We start from the raw sequence: 22,619 nt of genomic DNA on the forward strand, positions 1-22,619 counted from the left end.
CGGTGTCAGCCGGGCGGCCCAGGATCGCCGGAATCACCCTGAGTGCCCGGAGCGCCGGCTTTGCCGGGATTCGTGCCTGTCGACGTACCACCGCCGGCACCAGCCTCGCCGCGCGCACCGCCGCCGCCGCCGGCCCCGCCCTCGCCACCTCCGCCCATGGCGCCGTGGGCGCCCGAGTGGCCACTGAGCCAGCCGCCCGCCCCGCCCGCGCCACCGGCACCGCCGGCAGCTCCGGCGCCGCCGGTGCCACCATCGCCACCATCGCCGCCGTCACCGCCGCGGCCACCGAAGGCGTTACCACCCCCAAAGGCGCTGGCAACGCCGCCGCCACCGGTCCCGCCGGCCCCTCCCCCACCGCCCACACCGCCGGCACCGCCAATCCCGCCGGCGCCGCCGGCCCCGCCGTCACCGATCAGCAGACCGCCGGCCCCGCCAGCCCCGCCCGCGCCGCCGGCACCACCCATGCCGCCAGAGGCTCCGGTATTCCCGTTGCCGCCGAAGCCACCGCGGCCACCTTGGGCAAAGCCCCCAGTGAACTCGTCGGCGAACCCACCTTTCCCGCCGTCGCCACCGAGGCCGCCGGGAGCGCCGGCGCCTCCGATGCCGCCATTGCCACCGGCGCCGCCGGCCCCGCCGTTACCGATCAATCCCGCACTGTTGCCGGCCCCACGGTCCTGACCGGCGGCACCCGCCCCACCGTGCCCGCCATTGCCATACAGCAATCCACCCGGCCCACCGGGCTGGCCCGGCCCGCCGTTAGCGCCGTCGCCGATCAACGGCCGGCCAACAATGCCTGGGTGGGCGCATTGACGGCATTGAGCACTTCGTGTGCCAACGTGGCGTTGGCGGTCTCGGCGGCCGCGTACCACCCGCCACCCGAGGTTAGGGCCGCGACAAACTGCGCGAGATACGCGGCCGCCTGCGCGCTGATCTGTTGGTATTCCTGCGCATTCGCGCCGAACAGCGCCGCGATAGCCATCGACACCTCGTCGGCGGCGGTCGGCCGCCAACGCCGTCGTCGGGCCTGCCACGAGCGCATTGGCCGCGCTGATCGCCGAACCGATCCCCGCCACATCCGCGGCGGCCGCGGTCAGAAAGAAGGTTGCGCGATTACGAACGACATGTAGTCTCCAACCGTTTACGGCCGCCCGGCAAGGACCTAACGAACCGTTAAGTAGGCGGCGACAGCGCGAACGCTACCGTGACCGCACTCGCGCGACCCCACACTAGGAAGCAGCACTAATGATTTTCTTATCTTCTCCGCAGCATCGACGGCGCCAGCCGACGTTGCGGTGTGTGCGGGTACGATTCCGGTGGAGTTGCCGCCACCCCTAGAGTGGGCGAGGATCGCAAGAGCAAATTCCGCGCCGGTAGGACAACGATAGGACCGCCATTACGAAGCCGCCCGAGACTCCTGAATTGAGCGCGGCCTCACAGCGTGTCGACGCCTTCGGCGAAGAGGCCGGCTATCACAAAGGCCTCAAGCCCCGACAACTGCAGATGATCGGGATCGGCGGCGCGATTGGGACCGGCCTGTTCCTCGGCGCTGGCGGCCGGCTTGCCAAGGCCGGACCTGGGTTGTTCTTGGTGTACGGCGTGTGCGGGGTTTTTGTCTTCCTGATCCTGCGGGCGCTGGGTGAGCTGGTGCTGCACCGTCCGTCGTCAGGCTCGTTTGTGTCGTATGCACGTGAATTTTTCGGCGAGAAGGCCGCTTACGCGGTGGGCTGGATGTACTTCCTGCACTGGGCGATGACGTCGATCGTGGACACCACCGCGATCGCCACCTACTTGCAGCGTTGGACGATCTTCACGGTGGTCCCACAATGGATTCTTGCCCTGATCGCCTTGACGGTGGTGTTGTCGATGAACCTGATTTCGGTCGAATGGTTCGGCGAGCTGGAGTTTTGGGCCGCGCTGATCAAGGTTCTCGCGCTGATGGCGTTCCTAGTGGTGGGAACCGTTTTTTTGGCCGGGCGATACCCCGTCGACGGCCACAGCACCGGATTGAGCTTGTGGAACAACCATGGCGGGCTGTTCCCGACAAGCTGGCTGCCGCTGCTGATCGTTACCTCGGGAGTGGTGTTCGCGTACTCAGCAGTCGAATTGGTAGGGACGGCAGCCGGGGAGACCGCCGAGCCGGAGAAGATCATGCCGCGGGCGATCAATTCGGTGGTCGCTCGCATCGCGATCTTTTATGTCGGGTCGGTGGCCCTGCTAGCGCTGTTGCTGCCGTATACCGCCTACAAGGCCGGCGAGAGCCCGTTCGTCACGTTCTTTTCCAAAATCGGTTTCCACGGTGCCGGTGACTTGATGAACATCGTTGTGCTTACCGCCGCGCTGTCGAGCCTGAACGCGGGGCTGTATTCGACCGGCCGCGTCATGCATTCGATCGCGATGAGCGGCAGCGCCCCAAGGTTCACCGCGCGAATGTCGAAAAGCGGTGTGCCCTATGGCGGGATCGTGTTGACCGCGGTCATCACCCTGTTCGGTGTCGCGCTGAACGCCTTCAAGCCCGGTGAAGCCTTCGAGATTGTGCTCAACATGTCCGCGCTGGGCATCATCGCGGGTTGGGCCACCATCGTGCTGTGTCAGCTTCGACTTCACAAGCTGGCCAACGCCGGGATCATGCAGCGGCCGCGGTTCCGCATGCCCTTCTCCCCCTACAGCGGCTACCTCACCTTGCTCTTCTTGCTTGTCGTGCTGGTTACGATGGCGTCCGACAAACCGATCGGCACCTGGACGGTGGCGACACTGATTATTGTCATTCCGGCCCTGACCGCAGGCTGGTACCTGGTACGCAAGCGTGTCATGGCCGTCGCCCGCGAAAGGCTGGGTCATACCGGGCCATTTCCGGCGGTCGCCAACCCGCCCGTGAGGTCAAGAGACTGATGCTTCGAAGAGGTGAATCGATCATCCGCAACCGTTACGCCAGTAAGCCACCACTGTACGGAATGGCAATGGTCTTCTTGGCCATGGCCGTCGTCGCCGTGACCGCGTACTTTCGCATGGGCTGGTGGTCGATCATCGGTTACGCCGCCGCTGCCATTATCGGAGTGATCGGGTTCGCACTCGCCTTCCGCGACCTGTCCTGAATCGAGCGCGGCAGAACCTCTAGGAATTCTCGAGTGATTCGGTGTAGGCGCTGGCAAAGCGGCCGAGCGCGGCGACCTCGGCATCCATCTGGGGCATCAGCTTGGCAACGGTGTTGCGGATGGGACGTTGGCCTACCCGGGTGGACAACAACGGCTTGAGCCAACGGAACAGGGCCACCCAGCCCGGGCAGTACACGCGATCTTTTCGGCCCTCAATGCCGTTGACGAATGCGGCCGCACACTTGTTGACCGACGTGGTCTTGTTCAACGGCCAAGGGAGGCGCGCCAGCAATTCGGCGAACGCAGGCAGGTCGGCCTTGGTATCGCGAACCAACGCGGTGTCGATCCACGACATGTGCGCCGAGCCGACGCTGACGCCCAGGTGTGCGACCTCGAGTCGCAACGCGTTGGCGAAGTGCTCGTTACCCGCCTTCGACATGTTGTAGGGCGCCATCCCGGGCGGCGCCGCGAACGCGGCAAGCGACGAGACGATCAATACGTAACCGCGGCGGTCGATCAGCGCGGGCAACGTCGCCCGCACCGTGTGGAAGTTACCCAGCAAATTGACGTCCAACACCCGCCGGAACGCCTGCGGGTCGACCTTCAGCACGGAGCCGTAGCTGGCGATGCCGGCGTTGGCCACGACGACGTCGATGCCGCCGAATCGTTCGACGGCCGTCTCGGCTGCGGCCTGCATGGCGGGCAGGTCGCGCACGTCGGCTACCACGGTGAGTAGGCGGTCGTCGCCGCCGAGTTCGGCGCCCATCACCGCCAGCTCTGATTTGCTCAGGTCGGTCAGCACCAGTTTGGCGCCCTTGTTGTGCAGCCGACGGGCGACCTCAGCCCCGATTCCCCGGGCAGCACCGGTAATGAAGACGACCTTGCCTTGCAGCGATGTCATGGCCGAAAACGTACCGCCGCGCCGGCTACAGGTCCACCCCGAGCAGGGCATCGATCGCCGTCGCCACCAACTTCGGCGCCCCGGCATCGTGGCCGCCGTACTCCACCGCATCGGTGACCCAACCATCCAGTGCGGCAATCGCTTTGGGCGTATCGAGATCGTCGGCCAGGTAGCGGCGCACCCGAGCGACAACGTCAGTTGCGGCCGGACCGGCGGGAAGTGCGGTTGCGCTGCGCCAACGGTGCAGCCGGGCGGTCGCCTCGTCAAGCACCTGCTGGCTCCAGAACCGATCGGCTCGGTAGTGTCCGGCGAGCAAACCCAGCCGAACCGCCGATGGCTCAACGTCCTGCGCACGCAGCGCCGACACCAGCACTAGGTTGCCGCGGCTCTTTGACATCTTGTGCCCGTCCCAGCCGATCATCCCGGCATGCACGTAGTGCCGCGCGAATCGCCGTTCGCCGCTGACACATTCGGCGTGCGCAGCGGTGAACTCGTGGTGCGGAAAGATCAGGTCGCTACCACCGCCCTGGATGTCGAGGCCGCTTCCGATACGACTGAGCGCGATGGCCGCGCACTCGACATGCCAGCCTGGCCGGCCAGGCCCGAACGGGGACGGCCAGCTGGGCTCACCGGGCCGCGCGGCCCGCCACAACAACGCGTCGAGTTCGTCGCTCTTGCCGGGGCGCCGCGGATCGCCGCCACGTTCCTCGCACAGCCGCAGCATGGTGTCACGGTCATAACCTGACTCGTAGCCGAACTGCAGGGTGGCGTCAGCGCGGAAGTAGATGTCCTGGTACTCTCCCATTTCCCGGTCTATGACATAGGCCGCCCCGCACGCCAGCATTTTTTCGATGAGCTCGACCATTTCAGCAATCGCTTCGGTGGCCCCCACGTAGTCTTGCGGTGGTAGCACCCGCAGCGCCGCCATGTCCTCACAGAACAGGGCGACCTCGGCTTGGGCAAGGTCACGCCAGTCGACACCGTCGCGATCCGCGCGCTCAAATAGTGGATCGTCGATGTCGGTGATGTTCTGGACATAGTGCAATTCATGACCGAGATCCAGCCACAGCCGATGGATCAGGTCGAACGTCACATAGGTGGCAGCATGGCCCAGATGCGTGGCGTCGTAGGGCGTGATCCCGCAGACGTACATGGTGGCCTTAGATCCGGGCGCCACCGGACGGACCTGCCGGTCGGCGCTGTCGTACAGCCGTAGCTGCGGGCCTCGTCCCGGCAACACCGGAACCGGTGGGCAATACCACGACTGCATGTCCTCGACTCTAAACGGCCCGGTGACCCCAGCCTTTCTGAGCAGCCCGCGCGCCGATCAGCGCCACGCGTCGGCGATGGCACCGAGCAGGATCGGTGCCACCTCGGCTCGACACATCAGCAGATCCGGCAGGTAGGGGTCCAGTTGGTTGTATCGCAGCGGCGAGCCATCGAGTCGTGACGCGTGCATGCCGGCGGCCAACATCACCCCAGCCGGCGCCGCGGAATCCCACTCCCATTGGCCTCCGGCGTGCAGGTAGGCGTCGACGTAGCCGTCAATGACGGCCATCGCTTTGGCGCCCGCCGAACCGATCGACACCGGTTGGATCGCCAGCGTCTGGCGGATGCGGTGCAGGACTGCCGGTGGCCGGGTGGCGCTGACGGCAATCCGCAAGGTGCCAGGAACGCCGGCCGGCGCGGCGCCGGAAGTCACCGTATCGGTGCGGTACACCACGTTGCCACGGGCCGGCAACGCCACCGCGGCGTCGGTGATCTCGGGCTGGCCATTGGAGGAACGCCGCCACAGCGCAATGTGTACCGCCCAGTCGTCGCGACCCGGTGTGGAGAACTCGCGGGTGCCATCCAACGGGTCAATAATCCACACCCGATCGGATTTCAGCCGGGCCAGATCGTCGTGGGCCTCCTCACTGAGCACTGCGTCACCCGGCCGTTCGGCCTGCAGCCGTCGCAACAGCAGCGAGTTAGCCTGGCGGTCACCGGCTTCCCCGAGCGTCCATGGCTGATCGAAACCGATCTCCGCACGCACCTGGAGCAACAGCTTTCCCGCGTCCGCCGCCAGGTCGGCGGCCAGCTCGGCGTCAGTCAGGTCGTCCGTCAGATCAGGTGCGGCAGGGCTCACCACTTCAGTATCGCCGAGCTGAACGCAGGCATTTGACAATGGGGCTTCACATCATGATGCTCTATAATTCGCATCTTGATGCACAATAGTGGGATGCGAACCACGGTCAGTCTCGCCGACGACGTTGCCGCTGCCGTGCAGCGCTTGCGGAAGGAACGCTCGATCGGGCTGAGCGAAGCCGTCAACGAGTTGATCCGTGCCGGGCTCACGAAACGACAGGTCGCAAATCGGTTCCAGCAGCAGACGTACGACATGGGCGAGGGAATCGACTACTCCAACATCGGCGACGCGATCGAAACACTGGACGGCCCGGCAAGCGGCTAATGCTCATTGACGCAAACCTCCTGCTCTATGCCGTCGACGAGCGTGCCGCGCGGCACCGCGCCGCGGTTGGCTGGCTTTCGGAACAACTCAACGGCTCCCGTCGGGTCGGCTTGCCGTGGCAGAGCCTGGCCGCCTTCCTGCGGATCGGGACTCATCCACGTGCGTTCCCGCGACCACTCACACCTGCCGCGGCATTCGACATCGTCGACCTAAAACGCCGGCCAGGGAATGGGACGATGCCCATTCGGCCCGGGCATCACCGGTTGGTCCAGCAGCGATTGCGCGCGTCGGCGCAGCGCGCCGATTTCGGCTGCGGCGATTCGCCCGGCCAACGCCTCGGCAAGCGGGCCGCCAAGAGCATCGGCGAGCCCGGCAACCGCCTGCAGAATTTGGTCGTCAATCGGCTTGCCGGCCCAACCCCACAGCACGGTGCGCAGCTTGTTCTCGACGTGCAGACACAATCCATGGTCGACCCCGTAGACCTGGCCGTCGATGCCGCACAGGATGTGACCGCCCTTGCGGTCGGCGTTGTTGATAAGCACGTCGAACACCGCCATCCGGCGCAACCGGATGTCGTCCGCGTGCATCAAAACGACCTCGTCACCGGCGTAGTCGTAGGCCCGCAGCACCGGCAGATAGCCCGGCCGCGGCCGGTGGGCGGGAAACAGGTCGACCAGGTCGGGCCCGGGCAGAGGGTCGGAGTCGACCGCGTCGCCGGGTTGCTGCACCCAGAGCTGTAGCATGCCTATGCCCGCCGGACCGTCTCGGATGATGGTGTGCGGCACCAGGTTCCAGCCCAACTGTGTCGACACCAGATAGGCGCTGAGTTCGCGGCCGGCCAGCGTTCCGTCGGGGAAATCCCACAACGGCCGCTCGCCCGAGACCGGCTTGTAGACGCAATGCAGGCTGCGCAGACCCAGCGTGGACTCACACAAAAAGGTGGCGTTGCTCGCCGAGCGGATCCGCCCGAGGACTGTCAGCTCGCCGTCGGCCAACACCGCATGCTCGTCATCCCGCAGGGTCATCGCCAGACCCGAGCAGCACATCGCGCCGGTAACCGTTGGTGCGCGCACAGATGTGTCCCTCGGGATCCAGCGGTTCATCGCAGAGCGGGCACGGCGGGCGTCCCGCAGAGATGACGCGGTAGGACCGAGTAGCGAACTGTCGGGCGGACTCCGGCGTCAGAAATACCCGCACCGCGTCGGGCCCTTCCTCGGTGTCGTCGAGCACCACGGAAGCGTCGAACTCCGCGTCGGTGACGGCCAGCAGTTCGACCACCACGCTCTGCGCCTCCGAATCCCAGCCCAGCCCCATCGTCCCGACCCGAAACTCGGCATCCACCGGCATGATCAGGGGGCTGAGGTCGTCGATCTCAGTGGGTTCCGGGGGCACCGGGGTGCCGAACCGGCGGTTAACCTCGAACAGCAGCGCTCCGATGCGCTCGGCGAGCACCGCAACCTGCTGCTTCTCCAGGACCACCGACACCACCCGGGAGTCGTGCACCGCCTGTAGGTAGAACGTGCGGTTTCCGGGCTGGCCAACAGTCCCGGCGACGAAACGGTCGGGTGTGCGGAATACGTGAATTGCGCGGGCCATGGCACCTCCAAAATACCGCGCAGACGCCGTTGCCGCGTTCTTCGTCGACGGTCACCCCACACGCTAGTCGGTGGAACCGCCGATCACCGCGTCGCCGGGTGGCACCGCCGCGTTCGGCTCCGGTGACGCACCCTGGGCGGAAGCCGCGGCCTGCAAAGCCGGGGCCAGCCGGGCGCCGGTGTGGTTGACGTGCAGCACGAACGGGCGCAGCTGGGTGTAGCGGACGACACTCACCGAACCCGGGTCGGCGGTGATTCGCTGAAAGCTGTCCAGATGCATACCGAACGCGTCTGCGATCACCGCCTTGATGACATCGCCATGGGTGCAGGCCAGCCACAGCACGTCGTGGCCGTGCTGATCGGCCAGCCGCCGGTCGTGGTCGCGGACGGCTGCCACAGCGCGAGTCTGCACCTGCGCCAAACCCTCACCGCCGGGAAACACCGCCGCGCTGGGGTGGGCCTGGACTACCCGCCACAACGGCTCGTCGACCAGGTCACCGATTTTTCTGCCAGTCCATTCGCCGTAGTCGACTTCGGAGAACCGGTCATCGATGAGCGGCTCCAGGCACAGCGCCTCGGCCAGCGGTTCGACGGTGCGTTGACACCGCAGCATCGGAGAAGACGCGACCGCCCGGATCGGCAGGTCACCAATTCGATCGATCAACCCGGTGGCCTGCTCGCGCCCCTTCTCGTCGAGGTCGACGCCGGACCGGCCGGCCAGCACGCCCGCGGTGTTCGAGGTGGAACGGGCATGGCGTAGCAAGATGACGGTCATGTCGCGGCTACCGTCCCGGTAGCCAGCAGCACGAGCATGCCCGTCCCGACGAGCACCCGGTAGCCGACGAACCAGTACATGTTGTGTCGCACCAGAAACCGCAGCAGCCAGGCCACCGCGGTCAGACCGAGGACGAACGCGATCAGGGTGGCCACCAGCAACTGCGGGCCAGTAGCGCTCATGCCCTCGGTTACCGGGTGGAATGCGTCGGGCAACGAGAACAACCCGGAAGCGAACACCGCTGGAATGGCCAGCAGGAATCCGAATCGGGCGGCCAGTTCACGGTCGAGTCCGAGAAACAGTCCAGCGCTGATGGTCGACCCGGACCTGGATACCCCGGGGACCAGCGCCAGGGTTTGGGCAATACCAACCACCACGGCATCCCGCCAGGTCAACCGCTCAATGTGACGACTCTGGCGCCCCACGTATTCGGCGAGTGCGATCACCCCGGAAAACACCACCAGCGCGGTCACCACGACCCACAGGTTGCGGACGCCCGACCGGATGTCGTCTTTGAAGAACAGGCCCAAAATGCAGATCGGGATTGTGCCGATGATGACATACCAGCCCAGCCGATAATCGGTGTTTCGATGTGCCTTCACGACCAGGCCGTGCAACCAAGCGCTCAGGATGCGCACAATATCGCGCGCAAAGTAGATCACTACGGCGGCCTCGGTGCCCAACTGGCTCACGGCGGTGAACGAGGCACCGGCGTCGCCGCTGAAGAAGATCCGCGACACGATCGCCAGATGTCCCGAGGACGACACCGGCAGGAACTCGGTCAAACCCTGGGCCGCGGCCAACACGATGACTTGCCACCAAGACATCGCCGGAGCCGCGGTCACGACGACGACGGTACCCGGTTACCGGCGGCCGGTAGACGGATGCGCCTAACGCGACACCGGCGCCGCGGATGCCACCGAGTCGCGCACGGCCGCAGCAAGGCTGCGTTCGTCGGTCAGGTCAATGTCGACCAGGCCACGGACCGCCATCGCGACCACGTCCTCAGCCTGCGGCACCGGACCGGCCACGCGCGGTCGATAGATTTCGACGACGAGCGAGCGATGCTCGATGTGGAAGGAGAAACTGCGTCCATCGCCGACTTGCCCATACCCGCTGGCGAAAATTCCCGTCGATATATCTTCAACAGCAAACTCTTCGCGCTTGTCTGCGAGATGCCGGTCAGCGGTGACGGTCATGCCCAGAGAATACCTCTGGAGTACCATTTCCCGTGGGCGACATGACGAGATTTAAAGCAACTTGCCAGATTCGGATTCGTGAGAGGTTGACTTCATGTTTCGCATCCGAAGGCTGACCGTTGCTAACAGGGAATAAACCAGCAGTTCAACGCCGCTTCATCGGCCTGTTGATGTTGTCAGTCCTGGTCGCAGGCTGTTCTTCGAACCCGCTGGCTAACTTCGCACCCGGGTATCCGCCCACCATCGAACCCGCCCAACCGGCGGTGTCACCGCCTACTTCGCAAGACCCGGCCGGTGCAGTGCGACCACTGAGCGGCCACCCCCGGGCGGCACTATTCGACAACGGCACCCGCCAATTGGTGGCTCTGCGCCCGGGCGCCGATTCGGCGGCACCCGCCAGCATCATGGTCTTCGATGACGTGCACGTTGCACCGCGCGTCATTTTTCTGCCGGGCCCGGCAGCCGCGTTGACCAGCGACGACCACGGCACGGCCTTCCTTGCCGCCCGCGGCGGCTACTTCGTGGCCGACCTGTCCTCCGGTCACACCGCACGAGTGAATGTCGCTGACGCAGCGCACACCGATTTCACCGCGATCGCCCGCCGCTCCGACGGCAAGCTGGTGCTGGGCAGCGCAGATGGCGCCGTCTACACGCTTGCCAAGAACCCCGCAGTTGACCCGGCGTCCGGCGCCGCCACCGTAGCCAGCCGGACCAAGATCTTCGCGCGCGTGGATGCCCTTGTAACACAAGGGAATACAACCGTTGTTCTGGATCGTGGCCAGACCTCGGTGACCACGATCGGCGCCGACGGTCATGCCCAGCAGGCACTGCGCGCCGGCCAAGGTGCGACGACCATGGCCGCCGATCCGCTGGGCCGGGTGCTGATCGCCGACACCCGTGGTGGCCAACTACTGGTGTACGGCGTCGACCCGCTGATCTTGCGCCAGGCCTACCCGGTGCGGCAGGCTCCGTACGGGCTGGCCGGATCCCGCGAATTGGCGTGGGTGTCCCAAACCGCGTCCAACACCGTCATTGGTTACGATCTGACCACCGGAATACCCGTAGAGAAGGTGCGTTACCCAACCGTGCAACAACCCAACTCGTTGGCCTTCGACGAAACGTCGGACACCTTGTACGTGGTGTCGGGATCCGGTGCCGGGGTCCAGGTCATCGAACACGCGGCGGGCACCCGATGAGCAGCCGACCCGCGGCGCGGCGGACCTGGTTGCCTACCGGCTGGGATTCCGAGATGTCCGACGAGTACGAGTGGGCGCCATTGCGCCTACCGCCAGAAGTGACCAGGGTCAGCGCGTCCACCCGGCTGTCCATCGAGGCCGAATACCGCGGCTGGGAGCTAGCACGGGTACGCCTCTATACCGACGGCAGCAGGCGGGTATTGTTGCGCCGCAAGAAATCTCGCTGGGCAGACGCAGAGGCGAACCGCCGGCCAGACCAGCCGCAGCTGTGGCTCTGAAGGCCGGGGCCAGCCCGCGCGCAGACCGCTATCGGATGTATCCCCTGGTGCGTCGGCTGTTGTTCCTGATCCCACCCGAGCACGCGCACAAGTTGGTTTTCGCCGTGCTGCGCGGCGTGGCCGCCGTGGCGCCAGTGCGCCGGCTCTTGCGCCGACTGCTGGGCCCGACGGATCCGGTGCTGGCCAGCACGGTGTTCGGGGTGCGCTTCCCGGCACCGCTCGGGCTGGCCGCGGGGTTCGACAAGGACGGCACCGCACTATCCAGTTGGGGTGCGATGGGGTTCGGCTACGCCGAGATCGGCACCGTCACCGCTCATCCGCAGCCCGGCAACCCGGCCCCCCGCCTGTTCCGGCTAGCCGACGACCGCGCCCTGCTGAACCGGATGGGATTCAACAATCACGGTGCCCGGGCACTGGCGATCCGACTCGCGCGGCACCGACCCGAGATTCCGATCGGGGTGAATATCGGCAAGACCAAGAAAACGCCGGCCGGCGACGCGGTCAACGACTACCGGGCCAGCGCCCGGATGGTCGGCCCGCTGGCGTCGTATCTGGTGGTCAACGTCAGCTCTCCGAACACACCGGGGTTACGCGATCTGCAGGCGGTCGAATCGCTGCGGCCCATCCTGTCTGCCGTCCGCGCCGAGACTTCGACGCCGGTGCTGGTGAAGATCGCGCCGGACTTGTCCGATTCCGACCTCGACGACATCGCGGACCTGGCCGTCGAGCTAGACCTGGCCGGCATCGTGGCAACCAACACCACGGTGTCACGCGACGGCCTGACCACACCGGGGGTCGACCGGTTGGGTCCCGGCGGCATCTCGGGGCCACCGCTGGCTCAGCGCGCGGTCCAGGTGCTGCGTCGGCTCTATGACCGGGTCGGTGATCGATTGGCGCTGATCAGCGTGGGCGGCATCGAGACGGCCGACGACGCGTGGGAGCGCATCACAGCGGGCGCATCGCTGCTACAGGGCTATACCGGCTTCATCTACGGCGGGGAACGGTGGGCCAAGGACATCCATGAAGGCATTGCCCGCAAGCTGCATGACGGCGGGTTCGGCTCGCTGCACGAAGCGGTCGGCTCGGCAAGACGTCGGCAACCCAGCTAAAGCGCTAACGCTGCTCGTAGGTGCCGAAGATGACCGCTCGTGCAATCGCGTGCTGGAACAGGTTGAATCCCAGATATGCAGGACTCGCGTCCTCGGGGAGGTCGAGCTTTTCGACCTTCACCGCGTGTACCGCGACGTAGTAGCGATGCACCCCATGACCGGGAGGCGGCGCTGCACCCACATACCGGCGCATACCGGCGTCGTTGACCAATGTCAGTGCCCCGCCCGGCAGTTCGCGGCCATCGCCGACACCCTCGGGCAACTCGGTGACGTTGGCAGGCAGGTTGGCCACCGCCCAGTGCCAGAACCCGGACAGGGTTGGGGCATCAGGGTCGTAGACGGTTACCGCGAAGCTGCGGGTCTCGCTGGGAAATCCCGACCACCTCAGCTGCGGACTGGCATCCGCCCCGCCCGCACCCATGATCCCGCTGACCTGGGGTGTAGCCAGCGGCTGCCCATCGGTGATCGAGGTTGACGTCAGGCTGAAGGACGGCAGCTTGGGCAGCGCGGCATACGGGTCGGGTGAAGTTGTCATGGTCAGTCCTCTCGTGTGATCGACGTTGCGACTAGCCTCGTTTTCGATTAGCAGTGTGTCAGCAAGTGCGTTAGCACCTCGGTGCCGAACCGCAACGCATCGATGGGTACCCGCTCGTCGACGCCGTGGAACAACGAGGTGAAATCCAAGTCCGGCGGCAAGCGCAGCGGGCTGAAGCCAAAGCACCGAATACCCAAGCGCGCGAACGCCTTCGCGTCCGTTCCACCGGACAGCATGTACGGCACCGTGCGACCGTCTGGGTCGACCGCCAACACCGCGGCGTTCATGGCGGCGACCAGATCACCGTCGAAGGTGGTCTCATATGATGGCAGATCGCTGACCCACTCCCGGGTCACGTCGGGTCCGATCAGCGCGTCGACTTCGGCCTCGAACGCCGCCCGGCGACCCGGAAGCACGCGGCAGTCCACAACTGCCTCCGCGGTCGCCGGGACGACGTTGGCCTTGTATCCGGCCTTGAGCATCGTAGGGTTCGCGGTGTCATGTAGCACTGCCTTCAACATGCGGGCCATCGGGCCAAGCTTGTCGATCGTCCCGGCCAGGTCCGGCGAGTCAAGGTCGAAGGCCAGTCCGGTCTCCTCTCCGACTACGGCCAAGAACTGGGCGACGGTGTCAGTGCAGACCAGCGGAAACTGGTGGCGCCCTAGGCGAGCGACCGCCTCACAAACGGCGGTGACCGCGTTCTGGTCGTGCACCATCGAGCCGTGCCCAGCCCGGCCGCGTGCCGTCAGCCGCATCCACTGGATGCCCTTCTCGGCGGTTTCAATCAGGTACAGGCGACGTTCGCCACCATCGTGCCGGGGCACGGTTAGCGAGAAACCGCCGACTTCACCGATTGCCTCGGTGATGCCGTCGAACAGATCGGGCCTATTGTCGACCAGCCAGTGCGACCCGTACTTGCCGCCGTGCTCCTCGTCGGCAACGAACGCGAACACCAGATCCCGTGGCGGCACGATAGCGGCCTGACGAAGGTGGCGGGCAACCACAATCATCATGCCCACCATGTCCTTCATGTCGACCGCGCCACGACCCCAGACGTAGCCGTCTTCGATGGCGCCGGAAAACGGGTACACACTCCATTCGGCCGGTTCAGCCGGCACCACATCGAGATGCCCGTGGATCAGCAGCGCGCCGCGAGAACTATCGGCGCCCGCCAGCCGGGCGAACACGTTGCCGCGGCCGGGCGCACCGGATTCAACGTATTCAGGTTGGTAGCCGACTTCGGCGAGCTGCTCGGCGACCCAGCGTGCGCACTCGGCCTCACCCTTGGTGGTCCCGGGTTCGCCACTGTTGGTGGTATCGAACCGGATTAGCCTGCTGACGACCTGGGCGACATCATCGCTGTGGTCGCTTGAAGCCCCGGTCTCATCTGTCACAGTCACCTTTCCTACCACTCGTAACCCTGGCGAGCCGATCGCCCCTGGCGCGCCGGGCCCGCGTCGTCGCCGAGCTGGATTTGCTTACGTGGGCTGATTGCCCGGCTCCTCCTCACCCCGTTACCCGGGGCGCATCGTCGCCGAGCTCGATTTGATTGCCCGGCTCCTCCTCACCCCGTTACCCGGGGCGCATCGTCGCCGAGCTCGATTTGATTGCCCGGCTCCTCCTCACCCCGTTACCCGGGGCGCATCGTCGCCGAGCTCGATTTGATTGCCCGGCTCCTCCTCACCCCGTTACCCGGGGCGCATCGTCGCCGAGCTCGATTTGATTGCCCGGCTCCTCCTCACCCCGTTACCCGGGGCGCATCGTCGCCGAGCTAGGTTGGGCCGGTGCGGGGCAATCCGATAGCCTTAGCTGCCAGCCCCGGTGGTTGGTTGGTCCGAGTGGCGGAATGGCAGACGCGCTAGCTTGAGGTGCTAGTGCCCTACTAATGGGCGTGGGGGTTCAAGTCCCCCCTCGGACACAACTTCTTAGCTCTATAGATCAAAACCAAGCCTTGACCTCGTCAAAAACTAACGTTATGAGTTTGCTCATACCGACGATGGGCATCTCGTTGATGTCCTAATACCTAAGAACTCACCGATCACTCGAAGGTGCGGCCAGAGATCTCAGCCTCGACCGCGTTCGGGTTCTCCATTCCGTGCCGAACAGCCAGTATGTCGATAGCCTCGTCGGTCGTCCGATAGGCAACGTAGTACCTGAAGGGCCGGAGGTAGATGTGTCGATAGTGCTTGAATAACGGCGCAAACGCGTTCGGAGCCTGCGGAATCCGCTTCGTCACGGCATCGACAAACAAGTTGTAAAGCCGATCGATCTGATCTGGCGCCGCGTCCGCGTAGTAGGAAAACGCCTCGAATAGGTCGTCTTCAACCCCGTTATGGACGCGCAGCCTGCGCGTCATCCGAGCCGGGCGCGGATCCGCTTGTCGAAGTCATCAATGGTGGACCAATGAGCATCGTCGGTGTCATTGGCCCGCGCTTCGATGAGCGCCTGGTTGGCCTCGCTGATATGCATGCCCTCGGCTAGGTTTCCGTTGATGTGCTCGACGAGCTCAATCTGCTCATCACGCGACAGTGCGTCGACGCTCGCCAGCAATGCCCGGTTGACCACCACTCAACGATACCCAAGGCAGCCAACGCCGGCAGCAGCGCAGCATTCGGAGGCCAGGCCGAACTTCAAGCTGGCAGGTGTCATCCGCTCAGTTGAAAGACCTCAACCCGGGTCGCAGGTGGCCAAGTCCCCCCTCGGACACCACATGTGACGGGTCGAAGACGAGGCACGCCGCGGACGACTTCGAGGGTAAGCAGCCGTATCCCGGGGAGGCCTGCCATGACCACTTCTGGGCCTATGGCAGCTAGCAAACGTCATGAATGGAAGCGCCACCATATGCCGGCGATCCGACGTTCGAGCGTTTGCGGCGCTCGTTTCAGCCAGCCGATCTACTGCCGGAACTGCAAGCGGCAGGAGTGCATTACACAATCGCTGTCGAGGCGGCGGACGATCCGGCCGAGAATGAGTCTCTGTTGGCCACTGCGCGCCACCATGATTGGATAGCGCGCGTGATCGGTTGGGTCCCACTCGCCGATCCGGATGAGGTTACCGAGAGCTCGACGCACGGGCGGCACCGCCCGGACGCCTCCTGGCGACGAGATCTGCGGTGCCCCGGCCTGCTGCCGCCCGGGTGCCACCAGCCAGTCTTGGTCGTAGGCTTGGTAGGTCAGCAGCCGGAAATGCGACCGATGAATCCACCAAGTGGTTTTCTCCGGCGGACGCCGACCCGCAGGTTTCGCGACCGCCGCGATGCTGGTCGCGTATTGGCCGACGAACTTGCGTCCTATCGCGGCAGGGACCGGTTGCTCGTCCTCGGCCTTGCCCGCGGTGGCGTCCCCGTCGGCTGGGAAGTCGCGTCGGCGCTAGGCGCCGAATTGGATGTATTTCTGGTTCGCAAGCTCGGCGTGCCGCAGTGGCGCGAGCTGGCGATGGGCGCGTTGGCCAGTGGGGGCGGGGTCGTGATGAACGACGACGTGGTTTCCAGCTTGCGCATCACCGACCAGCAGGTGCGTGCGGCGATCGACAGCGAGACGGCAGAGCTGCAGCGGCGCGAGCTGGCGTATCGCGGCGGACGCCCTGTCGTCGATCCGCGCGCCAGGATCGTGATCCTGGTTGACGACGGCATCGCCACCGGCGCGAGCATGCTGGCGGCGGTGCGCACCATCCGTGCCACCGGACCGGAGTCGATCGTCGTCGCGGTCCCGGTCGGTCCGGCCACAGCCTGCCGCGAGCTCGCGGCGGAAGCCGACGACGTGGTGTGCGCAACCATGCCGGCAGCGTTTGAGGCCGTCGGCCAGGTCTATAACGACTTTCATCAGGTCACCGACGACGAGGTCCGCGAGCTGCTCGCGACGCCAACCACAGGCGCAGCGACCTAACGAGAGGATTCTCGTGAGGTGACTGGGATGGTCAGGATGCGTGGTCGAGGGTCTAGATCCGGAGCTGGGCGACAAACCACCCGATAACCTCCCACGACGCCCCTACCGAGGTCGGTGTCGCTGACGACCCTACTTGGCGCTGTCGTCGCTTCGGTCCGCCGATACCGCCGACTCCTCGGTCGCTTCGCTGGCCTCCTCCGATGGCTCGTCACTGCCGATGACACCGGCGTCGACGGCTTGGCTCTCCTCGGGGGCTTCCTCCGGGTAGTCGACGTCGGCTTCCTCCGCGACACCCGTTTCCCCAGCCCCATCAGCTTCGTCCGCGCCACCTTGCTGGCGTTCTCGCAACGCATCGACGATCAGCAACGCCACACCCAGCACGCTGGCCCCGATGCATACCCAGGCCACTAGCTGGTTGCTGGTGACCACCGCGAACACCAAGGCCAGGAGCCCAATCAGGGCCAAGACCAGCGCAATGATCAGCATCGGTCATCCTCCAACCGGCTAGCAGCGACTGCCCAACCTACCAGGATCTGGCTGCCGACCTCGAAAACTGGCGCGTGTCCGGCACGCCTGGTGGCTAGTTTTTGCCCCGGTTGAATTGATCGAAGCCACCGGCATCCGCATTGGAATCGACCGGCGCCGCCGATCCACGCTGGCCGAGTTCCTCCAGCTGCGATTCCAGGTAGGTCTTGAGCCTGGTGCGGTACTCACGTTCGAAGGTACGCAGCTGCTCGAGGCGGCCTTCAAGCACCGTGCGCTGCTGGTTGATGGTTCCCATGATCTCGGAGTGCTTGCGTTCCGCATCGGCCTGTAAGGCATCGGCCTTCTCCTGCGCCTGGCGCAACTGGGCCTCGGATCGGGATTGGGCATCGGCCAGCATGGCATCGGCACGCTGGCGGGCCTCGGCGACCGTGGCGTCGGCGGTGTGTCGGGCCTCACCGAGGATCTGCTCCGCATTGGCACGGGCATCGGCCAGCATCTTGTCCGACTCGGCTTTGGCGGTGCTGGTAAGCCGGTCGGCGGTGTCTTGGGCCAGACTCAGCACTCGCGCCGCCTTCAGGGCCTGTTCCTCGTTCATCCCCGCCGAGACCGCCGCCGGCGCCGGCTTGCCCGGTTCGGGCTCATACGCCGGGATTGCCTGGGTGGCCTGCGGCGTAACGCCGGCACCGCCGCCCGCGGCGAGCTCTTGATCCAGCTCGTTGATCCTCTGACGCAGATCGGAGTTCTCTTCGATCAGGCGGGTCAGCTCGTTTTCCACCAGGTCGAGGAAGGCGTCGACCTCATCTTCGTTGTACCCACGTTTGCCGATAGGCGGCTTACTGAACGCCACATTGTGGACGTCGGCAGGTGTAAGCGGCATTGTTTGTCCCCTCGAGTTCCTGGACGGTCAAACGATCTGGAAGTGTAGAACGGAGTGGTAGCCGTGGTGCAACTACCGTCCATCCTGTCACACCAGACTCGGCGGTTGCCGATTGGACTAAGTAAATAAGGACCAATTTCAAACTCTAAGACCAAATAAATCACAATCCTTAGATTTGAAATCGTGCGCGCCAAACTTGTCCCCAAATCGTGGCCGAACCGTCTCTCAATCCTCGTCATGCACCCGGCCGTGTGACCGCGCCGCGGCTCAGGCCGCAGCACCAAACGCCAGTTGCATACCGATGAACGCAACCAGCAGCAGCACCATGATCGACAGGTCGAACCGGACCGCGCCGATCGTGAGTTGCGGGATCAGCCGGCGCAGCACCTTCACCGGCGGATCAGTGATCGACATGATGATCTCCAAGATCACCACGGTGACACCGGTGGGACGCCAGTCACGGCTGAACGAGCGGATGAACTCAACGACGACCCGAGCGATCAGCAGCAGCCAGAAGATGAACAGCGCGAACCCAAGGATCTGAAAAAACACCACCAACGAGAGCCCCGACCTTACTGAGGAGGATGAAGAAATGTTGCGTCGCCACCGATGCGGGCGGCAACGCCAGCCTACCGACTCGGGTGGCGTGCCCACATCTCATGGCGGGCCACGCCCCGCCCAGCGTGGATGCCCCAATGGGTCTACAGGCGACCGTCGCGTCTATTGGTAGGCGTAGAACCCGGTTTCGGCGATCCTGCGGCGCTCCTCGGGGGACACATCGACGTCTGCAGGCGAGAGCAGGAACACCTTGGTCGCGACCTTGTCGAACGAGCCGCGCAGCGCGAAGGCCAGGCCGGCCGCGAAATCGACCAGCCGCTTGGCATCGGCGTTGTCCATCGACACCAGATCCATGATGACCGGGCTGCCGTCGCGGAACCGCTCACCGATGGTGCGAGCCTCGCTGTAGTCCTTGGGCCGCAGCGTGGTGATCTTCGAGAGCGGATGGCCATCCTCGAACATCATCGCCATCCGGCGGGGGTCCATCGCTAGCGCGCCGCGGGTGGAGTTGCGCAGCCACGATCCGAAGCGCGGCCGTGTCATCTCCGCGCGGTCGAACTCCCGGGGCCGGAAACGTGGTTCGTCCGCGTACCCGCCGCGATATCCCGGTGGTGGATAGTCGGCCGGCTCACCGCGCAGGTCACCGCGTGAATCGCTGCGCGCGTCGTCGTAGTCGCGCCCATCGTAGCGGCCGTAGTCGTCGTCGAATCGGGGCCGCGCATACCCGCGCGAGGGAGCGCGGTCGTCGTAGTACTCGTCGTCGTAATCCTCCATGGGAGCCATACCGAAGTAGGCCTTGACCTTGTGCAGTGTGCTCATTGCGTGACCCCTTCTAGCCCTGGGAGATCTGTTGTCTGTGATGAAGGTGTGACTACAGTGACTATTCACGGTGACCGTAACCGCCGCGGACCCAATAGCGCGGTACCGACACGCACACAGGTCGAACCATGTTTGACGGCGACTTCAAGGTCGTTGGACATGCCCGCCGACAGACCGATCGCGTGCGGGAACATCGCACGCACCCGGTTGTGCTCCGATTGCAGCCGGTCAAAGGCCTCGTCCGGGTCCCAATCCAGCGGCGGAATGCCCATCAACCCGACCAGTTCGAGGCCCTCTGACTCCTGCACCTGCGCGCAAATCCGGTCTACGGCGCCGGGCGTCGTGCTGTCGACACCGCCCCGGGATCCGTCACCGTCGAGGCTGACCTGGACGTAAACCCGCAGCCGCTCGCCACGACGGTGTTCGGCCAGCGCCGCAACAACCGCCCGATCCAGCGCGGCCACCAACCGCGAGCTGTCCACCGAGTGAGCGGTGTGCGCCCAGCGAGCCAGCGACCCGGCTTTGTTGCGTTGAATCCGGCCCACCATGTGCCAGTGCACACCCCCCGAGTGACCCAACTCGGCAGCCGCCAACAACCGATTAAGTTCGGCCATCTTGGCTGAAGCTTCCTGTTCGCGCGATTCGCCAACGGACCGACAACCCAATCGAAACAAAATCGCAACATCGGTTGCTGGAAAGAATTTGGTAATCGGTAGAAGTTCAATTTCGCCGACATTGCGACCCGCCGCCTCCGCGGCCGCCGCAAGTCGCGATCGCATTGCCGCCAACGCATGCGTCAATTCCGATTCGCGGTCTGGATACGCCGAAAGATCCGCCGCCATCGCGGTCATTCCATCCACACCAACGACGCGAACCGTCCGGTGGGCGCATCGCGGCGGTGGCTGAACAACGTCGGATCGGCCACCGTGCAGCGGGGATCGACGTCGATAGACTCAACACCCAAATCGCGGAGCTGGCAAGCGATTCCGGCGCGCAGGTCGACTCCGGGAGTGCCGGCAGCGGTGGTGGTGCGGCTGCCCGGCAACGCCGCCTCGACCTCATCGGCCATCGCTGCGGGCACTTCGTAGTTGCGACCACTGACCGCGGGACCCAACAGTGCCGAGATGTCGCGGACCTGGGCACCCAGGCTCAACATCACCTCCAGCGCGCGAACCACCACACCGCGCTGCGCGCCTGCCCGACCGGCATGAACCGCGGCGGCGATACCGGCCCGTGCGTCGGCCATCAGCACCGGCACGCAGTCGGCGGTCACAACCGCCAGCGCCAATCGGGGTGTAGCGGTCACCAATCCGTCGGTGTCATCGAGTGCCGTATTGCGCGGCTGGTCGACCAGCTCGACCCGATCCCCGTGCACCTGGTTCATCCACACCACTCGGTTGCCGGGCAGTCCGATGGCTGCGGCCAGCCGAGCGCGGTTTGCCGCCACCGCGGCCGGGTCGTCACCAACGTGGTCGCCGAGGTTGAAGGTGTCGAACGGTGGGGCCGACACACCACCTGCCCGGGTGGTGGTGACCCGACGGATGCGAACACTCACGTTCCCAGTATCGCCGCGGGCGATGTGCCGCGTACTGGCGAGCAAGCCGATGCTCTCAGCGGCGCATGAAGGGCGGCACGTCGACATCGTCGTCATCACCGCCGATGCTCAGGGTTGCGCCGTTGGTGTGCAACGGCACGCTGACGGCGTCGACCGGCTCGAACAAGGTCGAGGTGAGCTTGCCTGCCTTGGCTGACTCGATCCGGTGGGCGCCGCCGGTCTCGCCCATCACCGGCTTGCGGCCGGGACCGCTGACGTCGAAGCCGGCCGCGATCACGGTCACCCGCACCTCGTCACCGAGCGAATCGTCGATGACGGTGCCGAAGATGATGTTGGCATCGGGGTGAGCGGCGTCTTGTACCAACGAGGCCGCCTCGTTGATCTCGAACAAGCCCAAGTCGCTGCCGCCGGCGATCGACATCAGCACGCCTTGCGCGCCCTCCATCGAGGCTTCCAGCAACGGCGAGTTGATGGCGATCTCGGCCGCTTTGAGCGACCGGCCTTCGCCCCGGGCCGAGCCGATGCCCATCAGTGCGGTGCCGGCACCGGACATGATGCCCTTGACGTCGGCGAAGTCGACGTTGATTAGACCCGGGGTGGTAATCAGGTCGGTGATGCCCTGCACGCCGTTGAGCAGCACCTCGTCGGCGCTACGGAAAGCATCCATCAGCGATACCGCGGCATCTCCCATCTGCAGCAACCGGTCGTTGGGAATCACGATGAGGGTGTCGCAACTCTCCCGCAGCGCCGCGATGCCATTTTCGGCCTGATTGCTGCGTCGCTTGCCCTCGAACGAGAACGGCCGGGTGACCACACCGACGGTCAACGCGCCCAGCTTGCGGGCGATGCTGGCGACGACGGGTGCCCCCCCGGTGCCGGTTCCGCCCCCCTCGCCGGCGGTGACAAACACCATGTCGGCACCGCGCAGCAGCTCTTCGATCTCGTCCTTGGCGTCCTCGGCGGCCTTACGGCCGACCTCCGGATCGGCGCCGGCGCCCAGCCCGCGGGTGGAGTCGCGGCCGACGTCGAGTTTGACGTCGGCATCGCTCATCAACAACGCCTGGGCGTCGGTGTTGATCGCGATGAATTCCACGCCTTTGAGGCCCTGCTCGATCATTCGGTTGACGGCGTTGACACCGCCACCACCGATACCCACGACCTTGATGACGGCCAGGTAGTTGTGCGGGGGGGTCATCGTTCGGCTTCCTCCCTGGTGGGGCTCGGTTCTTCGGTGTGTCTGCTAGCAAACTCTCAACCTCAACCATAGGCTTAGAGTTATGTCAAGTAGTTGCTCGTAGTCAGAACCGT

General features: G+C 65.3%; 29 protein-coding genes and 1 tRNA gene. 8 read left to right on the top strand and 22 right to left on the bottom strand.

Going from position 1 to position 22,619, the window contains the following annotated elements:
• Positions 1 to 5: 5 nt before the first annotated feature.
• Positions 6 to 776: a hypothetical protein gene (locus MCAN_RS11250; protein WP_014001145.1), complete on the bottom strand. Its 771-nt coding sequence runs from the start codon at positions 774 to 776 to the stop codon at positions 6 to 8.
• Positions 773 to 1,039, bottom strand: a complete 267-nt coding sequence (locus tag MCAN_RS23595; RefSeq protein ID WP_003411067.1) for a PE family protein — start codon at positions 1,037 to 1,039, stop codon at positions 773 to 775. The genes MCAN_RS11250 and MCAN_RS23595 overlap by 4 nt, the downstream gene beginning before the upstream one ends.
• A 380-nt stretch (positions 1,040 to 1,419) precedes the next feature.
• On the opposite strand from MCAN_RS23595, the gene MCAN_RS11260 reads away from it, so the two are divergent.
• Positions 1,420 to 2,889: an amino acid permease gene (locus tag MCAN_RS11260; RefSeq protein ID WP_003411072.1), complete on the top strand. Its 1,470-nt coding sequence runs from the start codon at positions 1,420 to 1,422 to the stop codon at positions 2,887 to 2,889.
• Positions 2,889 to 3,092, top strand: coding sequence for a hypothetical protein (locus tag MCAN_RS11265; protein ID WP_003411082.1), 204 nt, complete (start codon positions 2,889 to 2,891; stop codon positions 3,090 to 3,092). Before MCAN_RS11260 ends, MCAN_RS11265 begins: the two co-directional genes overlap by 1 nt.
• A 19-nt stretch (positions 3,093 to 3,111) precedes the next feature.
• On the opposite strand, the gene MCAN_RS11270 is transcribed toward MCAN_RS11265, so the two are convergent.
• Genes MCAN_RS11270 through cysQ form a run of 3 tightly spaced genes read right to left on the bottom strand, consistent with a single transcriptional unit; the run spans position 3,112 to position 6,124 of the window.
• Complete coding sequence (locus MCAN_RS11270; RefSeq protein WP_003411086.1) at positions 3,112 to 3,993, bottom strand: SDR family oxidoreductase; 882 nt, start codon at positions 3,991 to 3,993, stop codon at positions 3,112 to 3,114.
• Between the two features lie 25 nt (positions 3,994 to 4,018).
• Complete coding sequence (gene mshC, locus MCAN_RS11275) at positions 4,019 to 5,263, bottom strand: cysteine--1-D-myo-inosityl 2-amino-2-deoxy-alpha-D-glucopyranoside ligase (RefSeq protein WP_014001146.1); 1,245 nt, start codon at positions 5,261 to 5,263, stop codon at positions 4,019 to 4,021.
• Between the two features lie 57 nt (positions 5,264 to 5,320).
• Positions 5,321 to 6,124: a 3'(2'),5'-bisphosphate nucleotidase CysQ gene (cysQ, locus tag MCAN_RS11280; protein WP_003411096.1), complete on the bottom strand. Its 804-nt coding sequence runs from the start codon at positions 6,122 to 6,124 to the stop codon at positions 5,321 to 5,323.
• Positions 6,125 to 6,214: 90 nt separating this feature from the next.
• On the opposite strand from cysQ, the gene MCAN_RS11285 reads away from it, so the two are divergent.
• Positions 6,215 to 6,445, top strand: coding sequence for a ribbon-helix-helix protein, CopG family (locus MCAN_RS11285; RefSeq protein ID WP_003411099.1), 231 nt, complete (start codon positions 6,215 to 6,217; stop codon positions 6,443 to 6,445).
• Here MCAN_RS11285 and MCAN_RS22985 read toward each other — a convergent pair.
• The 6 genes from MCAN_RS22985 to MCAN_RS11310 all read right to left on the bottom strand — a co-directional run bounded on the left by MCAN_RS22985 (position 6,442) and on the right by MCAN_RS11310 (position 10,014).
• Positions 6,442 to 6,600, bottom strand: coding sequence for a hypothetical protein (locus MCAN_RS22985; RefSeq protein ID WP_003411100.1), 159 nt, complete (start codon positions 6,598 to 6,600; stop codon positions 6,442 to 6,444). The genes MCAN_RS11285 and MCAN_RS22985 overlap by 4 nt on opposite strands.
• Positions 6,601 to 6,654: 54 nt before the next feature.
• Complete coding sequence (locus MCAN_RS11290; RefSeq protein WP_003900473.1) at positions 6,655 to 7,470, bottom strand: SCO1664 family protein; 816 nt, start codon at positions 7,468 to 7,470, stop codon at positions 6,655 to 6,657.
• Positions 7,454 to 8,041: a DUF3090 domain-containing protein gene (locus tag MCAN_RS11295; protein ID WP_003411102.1), complete on the bottom strand. Its 588-nt coding sequence runs from the start codon at positions 8,039 to 8,041 to the stop codon at positions 7,454 to 7,456. The genes MCAN_RS11290 and MCAN_RS11295 overlap by 17 nt, the downstream gene beginning before the upstream one ends.
• Before the next feature lie 63 nt (positions 8,042 to 8,104).
• Positions 8,105 to 8,815, bottom strand: coding sequence for a histidine phosphatase family protein (locus MCAN_RS11300; RefSeq protein WP_014001147.1), 711 nt, complete (start codon positions 8,813 to 8,815; stop codon positions 8,105 to 8,107).
• Entirely contained in the window at positions 8,812 to 9,642 is an 831-nt protein-coding gene (locus MCAN_RS11305) for an undecaprenyl-diphosphate phosphatase (RefSeq protein ID WP_003411105.1), read from the bottom strand. Before MCAN_RS11305 ends, MCAN_RS11300 begins: the two co-directional genes overlap by 4 nt.
• Positions 9,643 to 9,705: 63 nt before the next feature.
• A complete protein-coding gene (locus tag MCAN_RS11310; protein ID WP_003899184.1) occupies positions 9,706 to 10,014 on the bottom strand; it encodes a hypothetical protein in 309 nt (102 codons plus the stop codon).
• A 119-nt stretch (positions 10,015 to 10,133) separates the two neighbouring features.
• Here MCAN_RS11310 and MCAN_RS11315 point away from each other — a divergent pair, with 119 nt between their 5' ends.
• The 3 genes from MCAN_RS11315 to MCAN_RS11325 are packed head-to-tail and all read left to right on the top strand — an operon-like array spanning position 10,134 to position 12,597.
• A complete protein-coding gene (locus MCAN_RS11315; RefSeq protein ID WP_003411110.1) occupies positions 10,134 to 11,210 on the top strand; it encodes a YncE family protein in 1,077 nt (358 codons plus the stop codon).
• A complete protein-coding gene (locus tag MCAN_RS11320; RefSeq protein WP_003411112.1) occupies positions 11,207 to 11,488 on the top strand; it encodes a DUF5703 family protein in 282 nt (93 codons plus the stop codon). The genes MCAN_RS11315 and MCAN_RS11320 overlap by 4 nt, the downstream gene beginning before the upstream one ends.
• A gap of 35 nt (positions 11,489 to 11,523) precedes the next feature.
• Positions 11,524 to 12,597 (top strand): quinone-dependent dihydroorotate dehydrogenase, encoded by a 1,074-nt coding sequence (locus MCAN_RS11325; RefSeq protein ID WP_014001148.1) that lies wholly within the window; start codon positions 11,524 to 11,526, stop codon positions 12,595 to 12,597.
• 4 nt (positions 12,598 to 12,601) lie between these two features.
• Here the strand turns inward: MCAN_RS11325 and MCAN_RS11330 are convergent, their stop codons facing one another.
• Together MCAN_RS11330 and MCAN_RS11335 are read right to left on the bottom strand one after the other, a co-directional pair.
• The gene (locus MCAN_RS11330) at positions 12,602 to 13,132 is read right to left on the bottom strand and encodes a YbhB/YbcL family Raf kinase inhibitor-like protein (protein WP_003411119.1); all 531 of its coding nucleotides are present in this window, start codon (positions 13,130 to 13,132) and stop codon (positions 12,602 to 12,604) included.
• A 47-nt stretch (positions 13,133 to 13,179) separates the two neighbouring features.
• Positions 13,180 to 14,526, bottom strand: coding sequence for a M20/M25/M40 family metallo-hydrolase (locus tag MCAN_RS11335; protein WP_014001149.1), 1,347 nt, complete (start codon positions 14,524 to 14,526; stop codon positions 13,180 to 13,182).
• A gap of 438 nt (positions 14,527 to 14,964) precedes the next feature.
• Here MCAN_RS11335 and MCAN_RS11340 point away from each other — a divergent pair.
• Positions 14,965 to 15,050 (top strand) — tRNA-Leu (locus tag MCAN_RS11340).
• Between the two features lie 120 nt (positions 15,051 to 15,170).
• Here MCAN_RS11340 and MCAN_RS11345 read toward each other — a convergent pair.
• Entirely contained in the window at positions 15,171 to 15,488 is a 318-nt protein-coding gene (locus MCAN_RS11345) for a type II toxin-antitoxin system RelE/ParE family toxin (RefSeq protein ID WP_003411124.1), read from the bottom strand.
• Positions 15,485 to 15,700, bottom strand: a complete 216-nt coding sequence (locus tag MCAN_RS11350; protein WP_003411127.1) for an antitoxin ParD2 — start codon at positions 15,698 to 15,700, stop codon at positions 15,485 to 15,487. The genes MCAN_RS11345 and MCAN_RS11350 overlap by 4 nt, the downstream gene beginning before the upstream one ends.
• A 257-nt stretch (positions 15,701 to 15,957) precedes the next feature.
• Between MCAN_RS11350 and MCAN_RS11355 the strand changes: the two genes are divergently transcribed.
• Positions 15,958 to 17,016 carry a phosphoribosyltransferase gene (locus MCAN_RS11355; RefSeq protein WP_003411129.1) on the top strand — a complete coding sequence of 353 codons (1,059 nt, stop codon included), beginning with the start codon at positions 15,958 to 15,960 and terminating at the stop codon, positions 17,014 to 17,016.
• Positions 17,017 to 17,145: 129 nt separating this feature from the next.
• On the opposite strand, the gene MCAN_RS11360 is transcribed toward MCAN_RS11355, so the two are convergent.
• The 7 genes from MCAN_RS11360 to ftsZ form a co-directional block, all read right to left on the bottom strand.
• Positions 17,146 to 17,502 carry a hypothetical protein gene (locus tag MCAN_RS11360; protein ID WP_014001150.1) on the bottom strand — a complete coding sequence of 119 codons (357 nt, stop codon included), beginning with the start codon at positions 17,500 to 17,502 and terminating at the stop codon, positions 17,146 to 17,148.
• A 94-nt stretch (positions 17,503 to 17,596) separates the two neighbouring features.
• Positions 17,597 to 18,379, bottom strand: a complete 783-nt coding sequence (wag31, locus tag MCAN_RS11365; protein WP_014001151.1) for a DivIVA-like cell division protein Wag31 — start codon at positions 18,377 to 18,379, stop codon at positions 17,597 to 17,599.
• Between the two features lie 267 nt (positions 18,380 to 18,646).
• Entirely contained in the window at positions 18,647 to 18,937 is a 291-nt protein-coding gene (locus tag MCAN_RS11370; protein WP_003900476.1) for a YggT family protein, read from the bottom strand.
• A 162-nt stretch (positions 18,938 to 19,099) separates the two neighbouring features.
• Positions 19,100 to 19,756, bottom strand: a complete 657-nt coding sequence (sepF, locus tag MCAN_RS11375) for a cell division protein SepF (RefSeq protein WP_003411133.1) — start codon at positions 19,754 to 19,756, stop codon at positions 19,100 to 19,102.
• Positions 19,757 to 19,821: 65 nt separating this feature from the next.
• Positions 19,822 to 20,598 (bottom strand): YggS family pyridoxal phosphate-dependent enzyme, encoded by a 777-nt coding sequence (locus MCAN_RS11380; protein ID WP_014001152.1) that lies wholly within the window; start codon positions 20,596 to 20,598, stop codon positions 19,822 to 19,824.
• A 5-nt stretch (positions 20,599 to 20,603) separates the two neighbouring features.
• Entirely contained in the window at positions 20,604 to 21,311 is a 708-nt protein-coding gene (pgeF, locus tag MCAN_RS11385) for a peptidoglycan editing factor PgeF (protein ID WP_003911777.1), read from the bottom strand.
• A 55-nt stretch (positions 21,312 to 21,366) separates the two neighbouring features.
• Positions 21,367 to 22,506 carry a cell division protein FtsZ gene (gene ftsZ / locus MCAN_RS11390; protein WP_003411144.1) on the bottom strand — a complete coding sequence of 380 codons (1,140 nt, stop codon included), beginning with the start codon at positions 22,504 to 22,506 and terminating at the stop codon, positions 21,367 to 21,369.
• Between the last annotated feature and the right edge of the window lie 113 nt (positions 22,507 to 22,619).

It is taken from the genome of Mycobacterium canetti CIPT 140010059, assembly GCF_000253375.1.
Lineage (GTDB): Bacteria > Actinomycetota > Actinomycetes > Mycobacteriales > Mycobacteriaceae > Mycobacterium > Mycobacterium tuberculosis.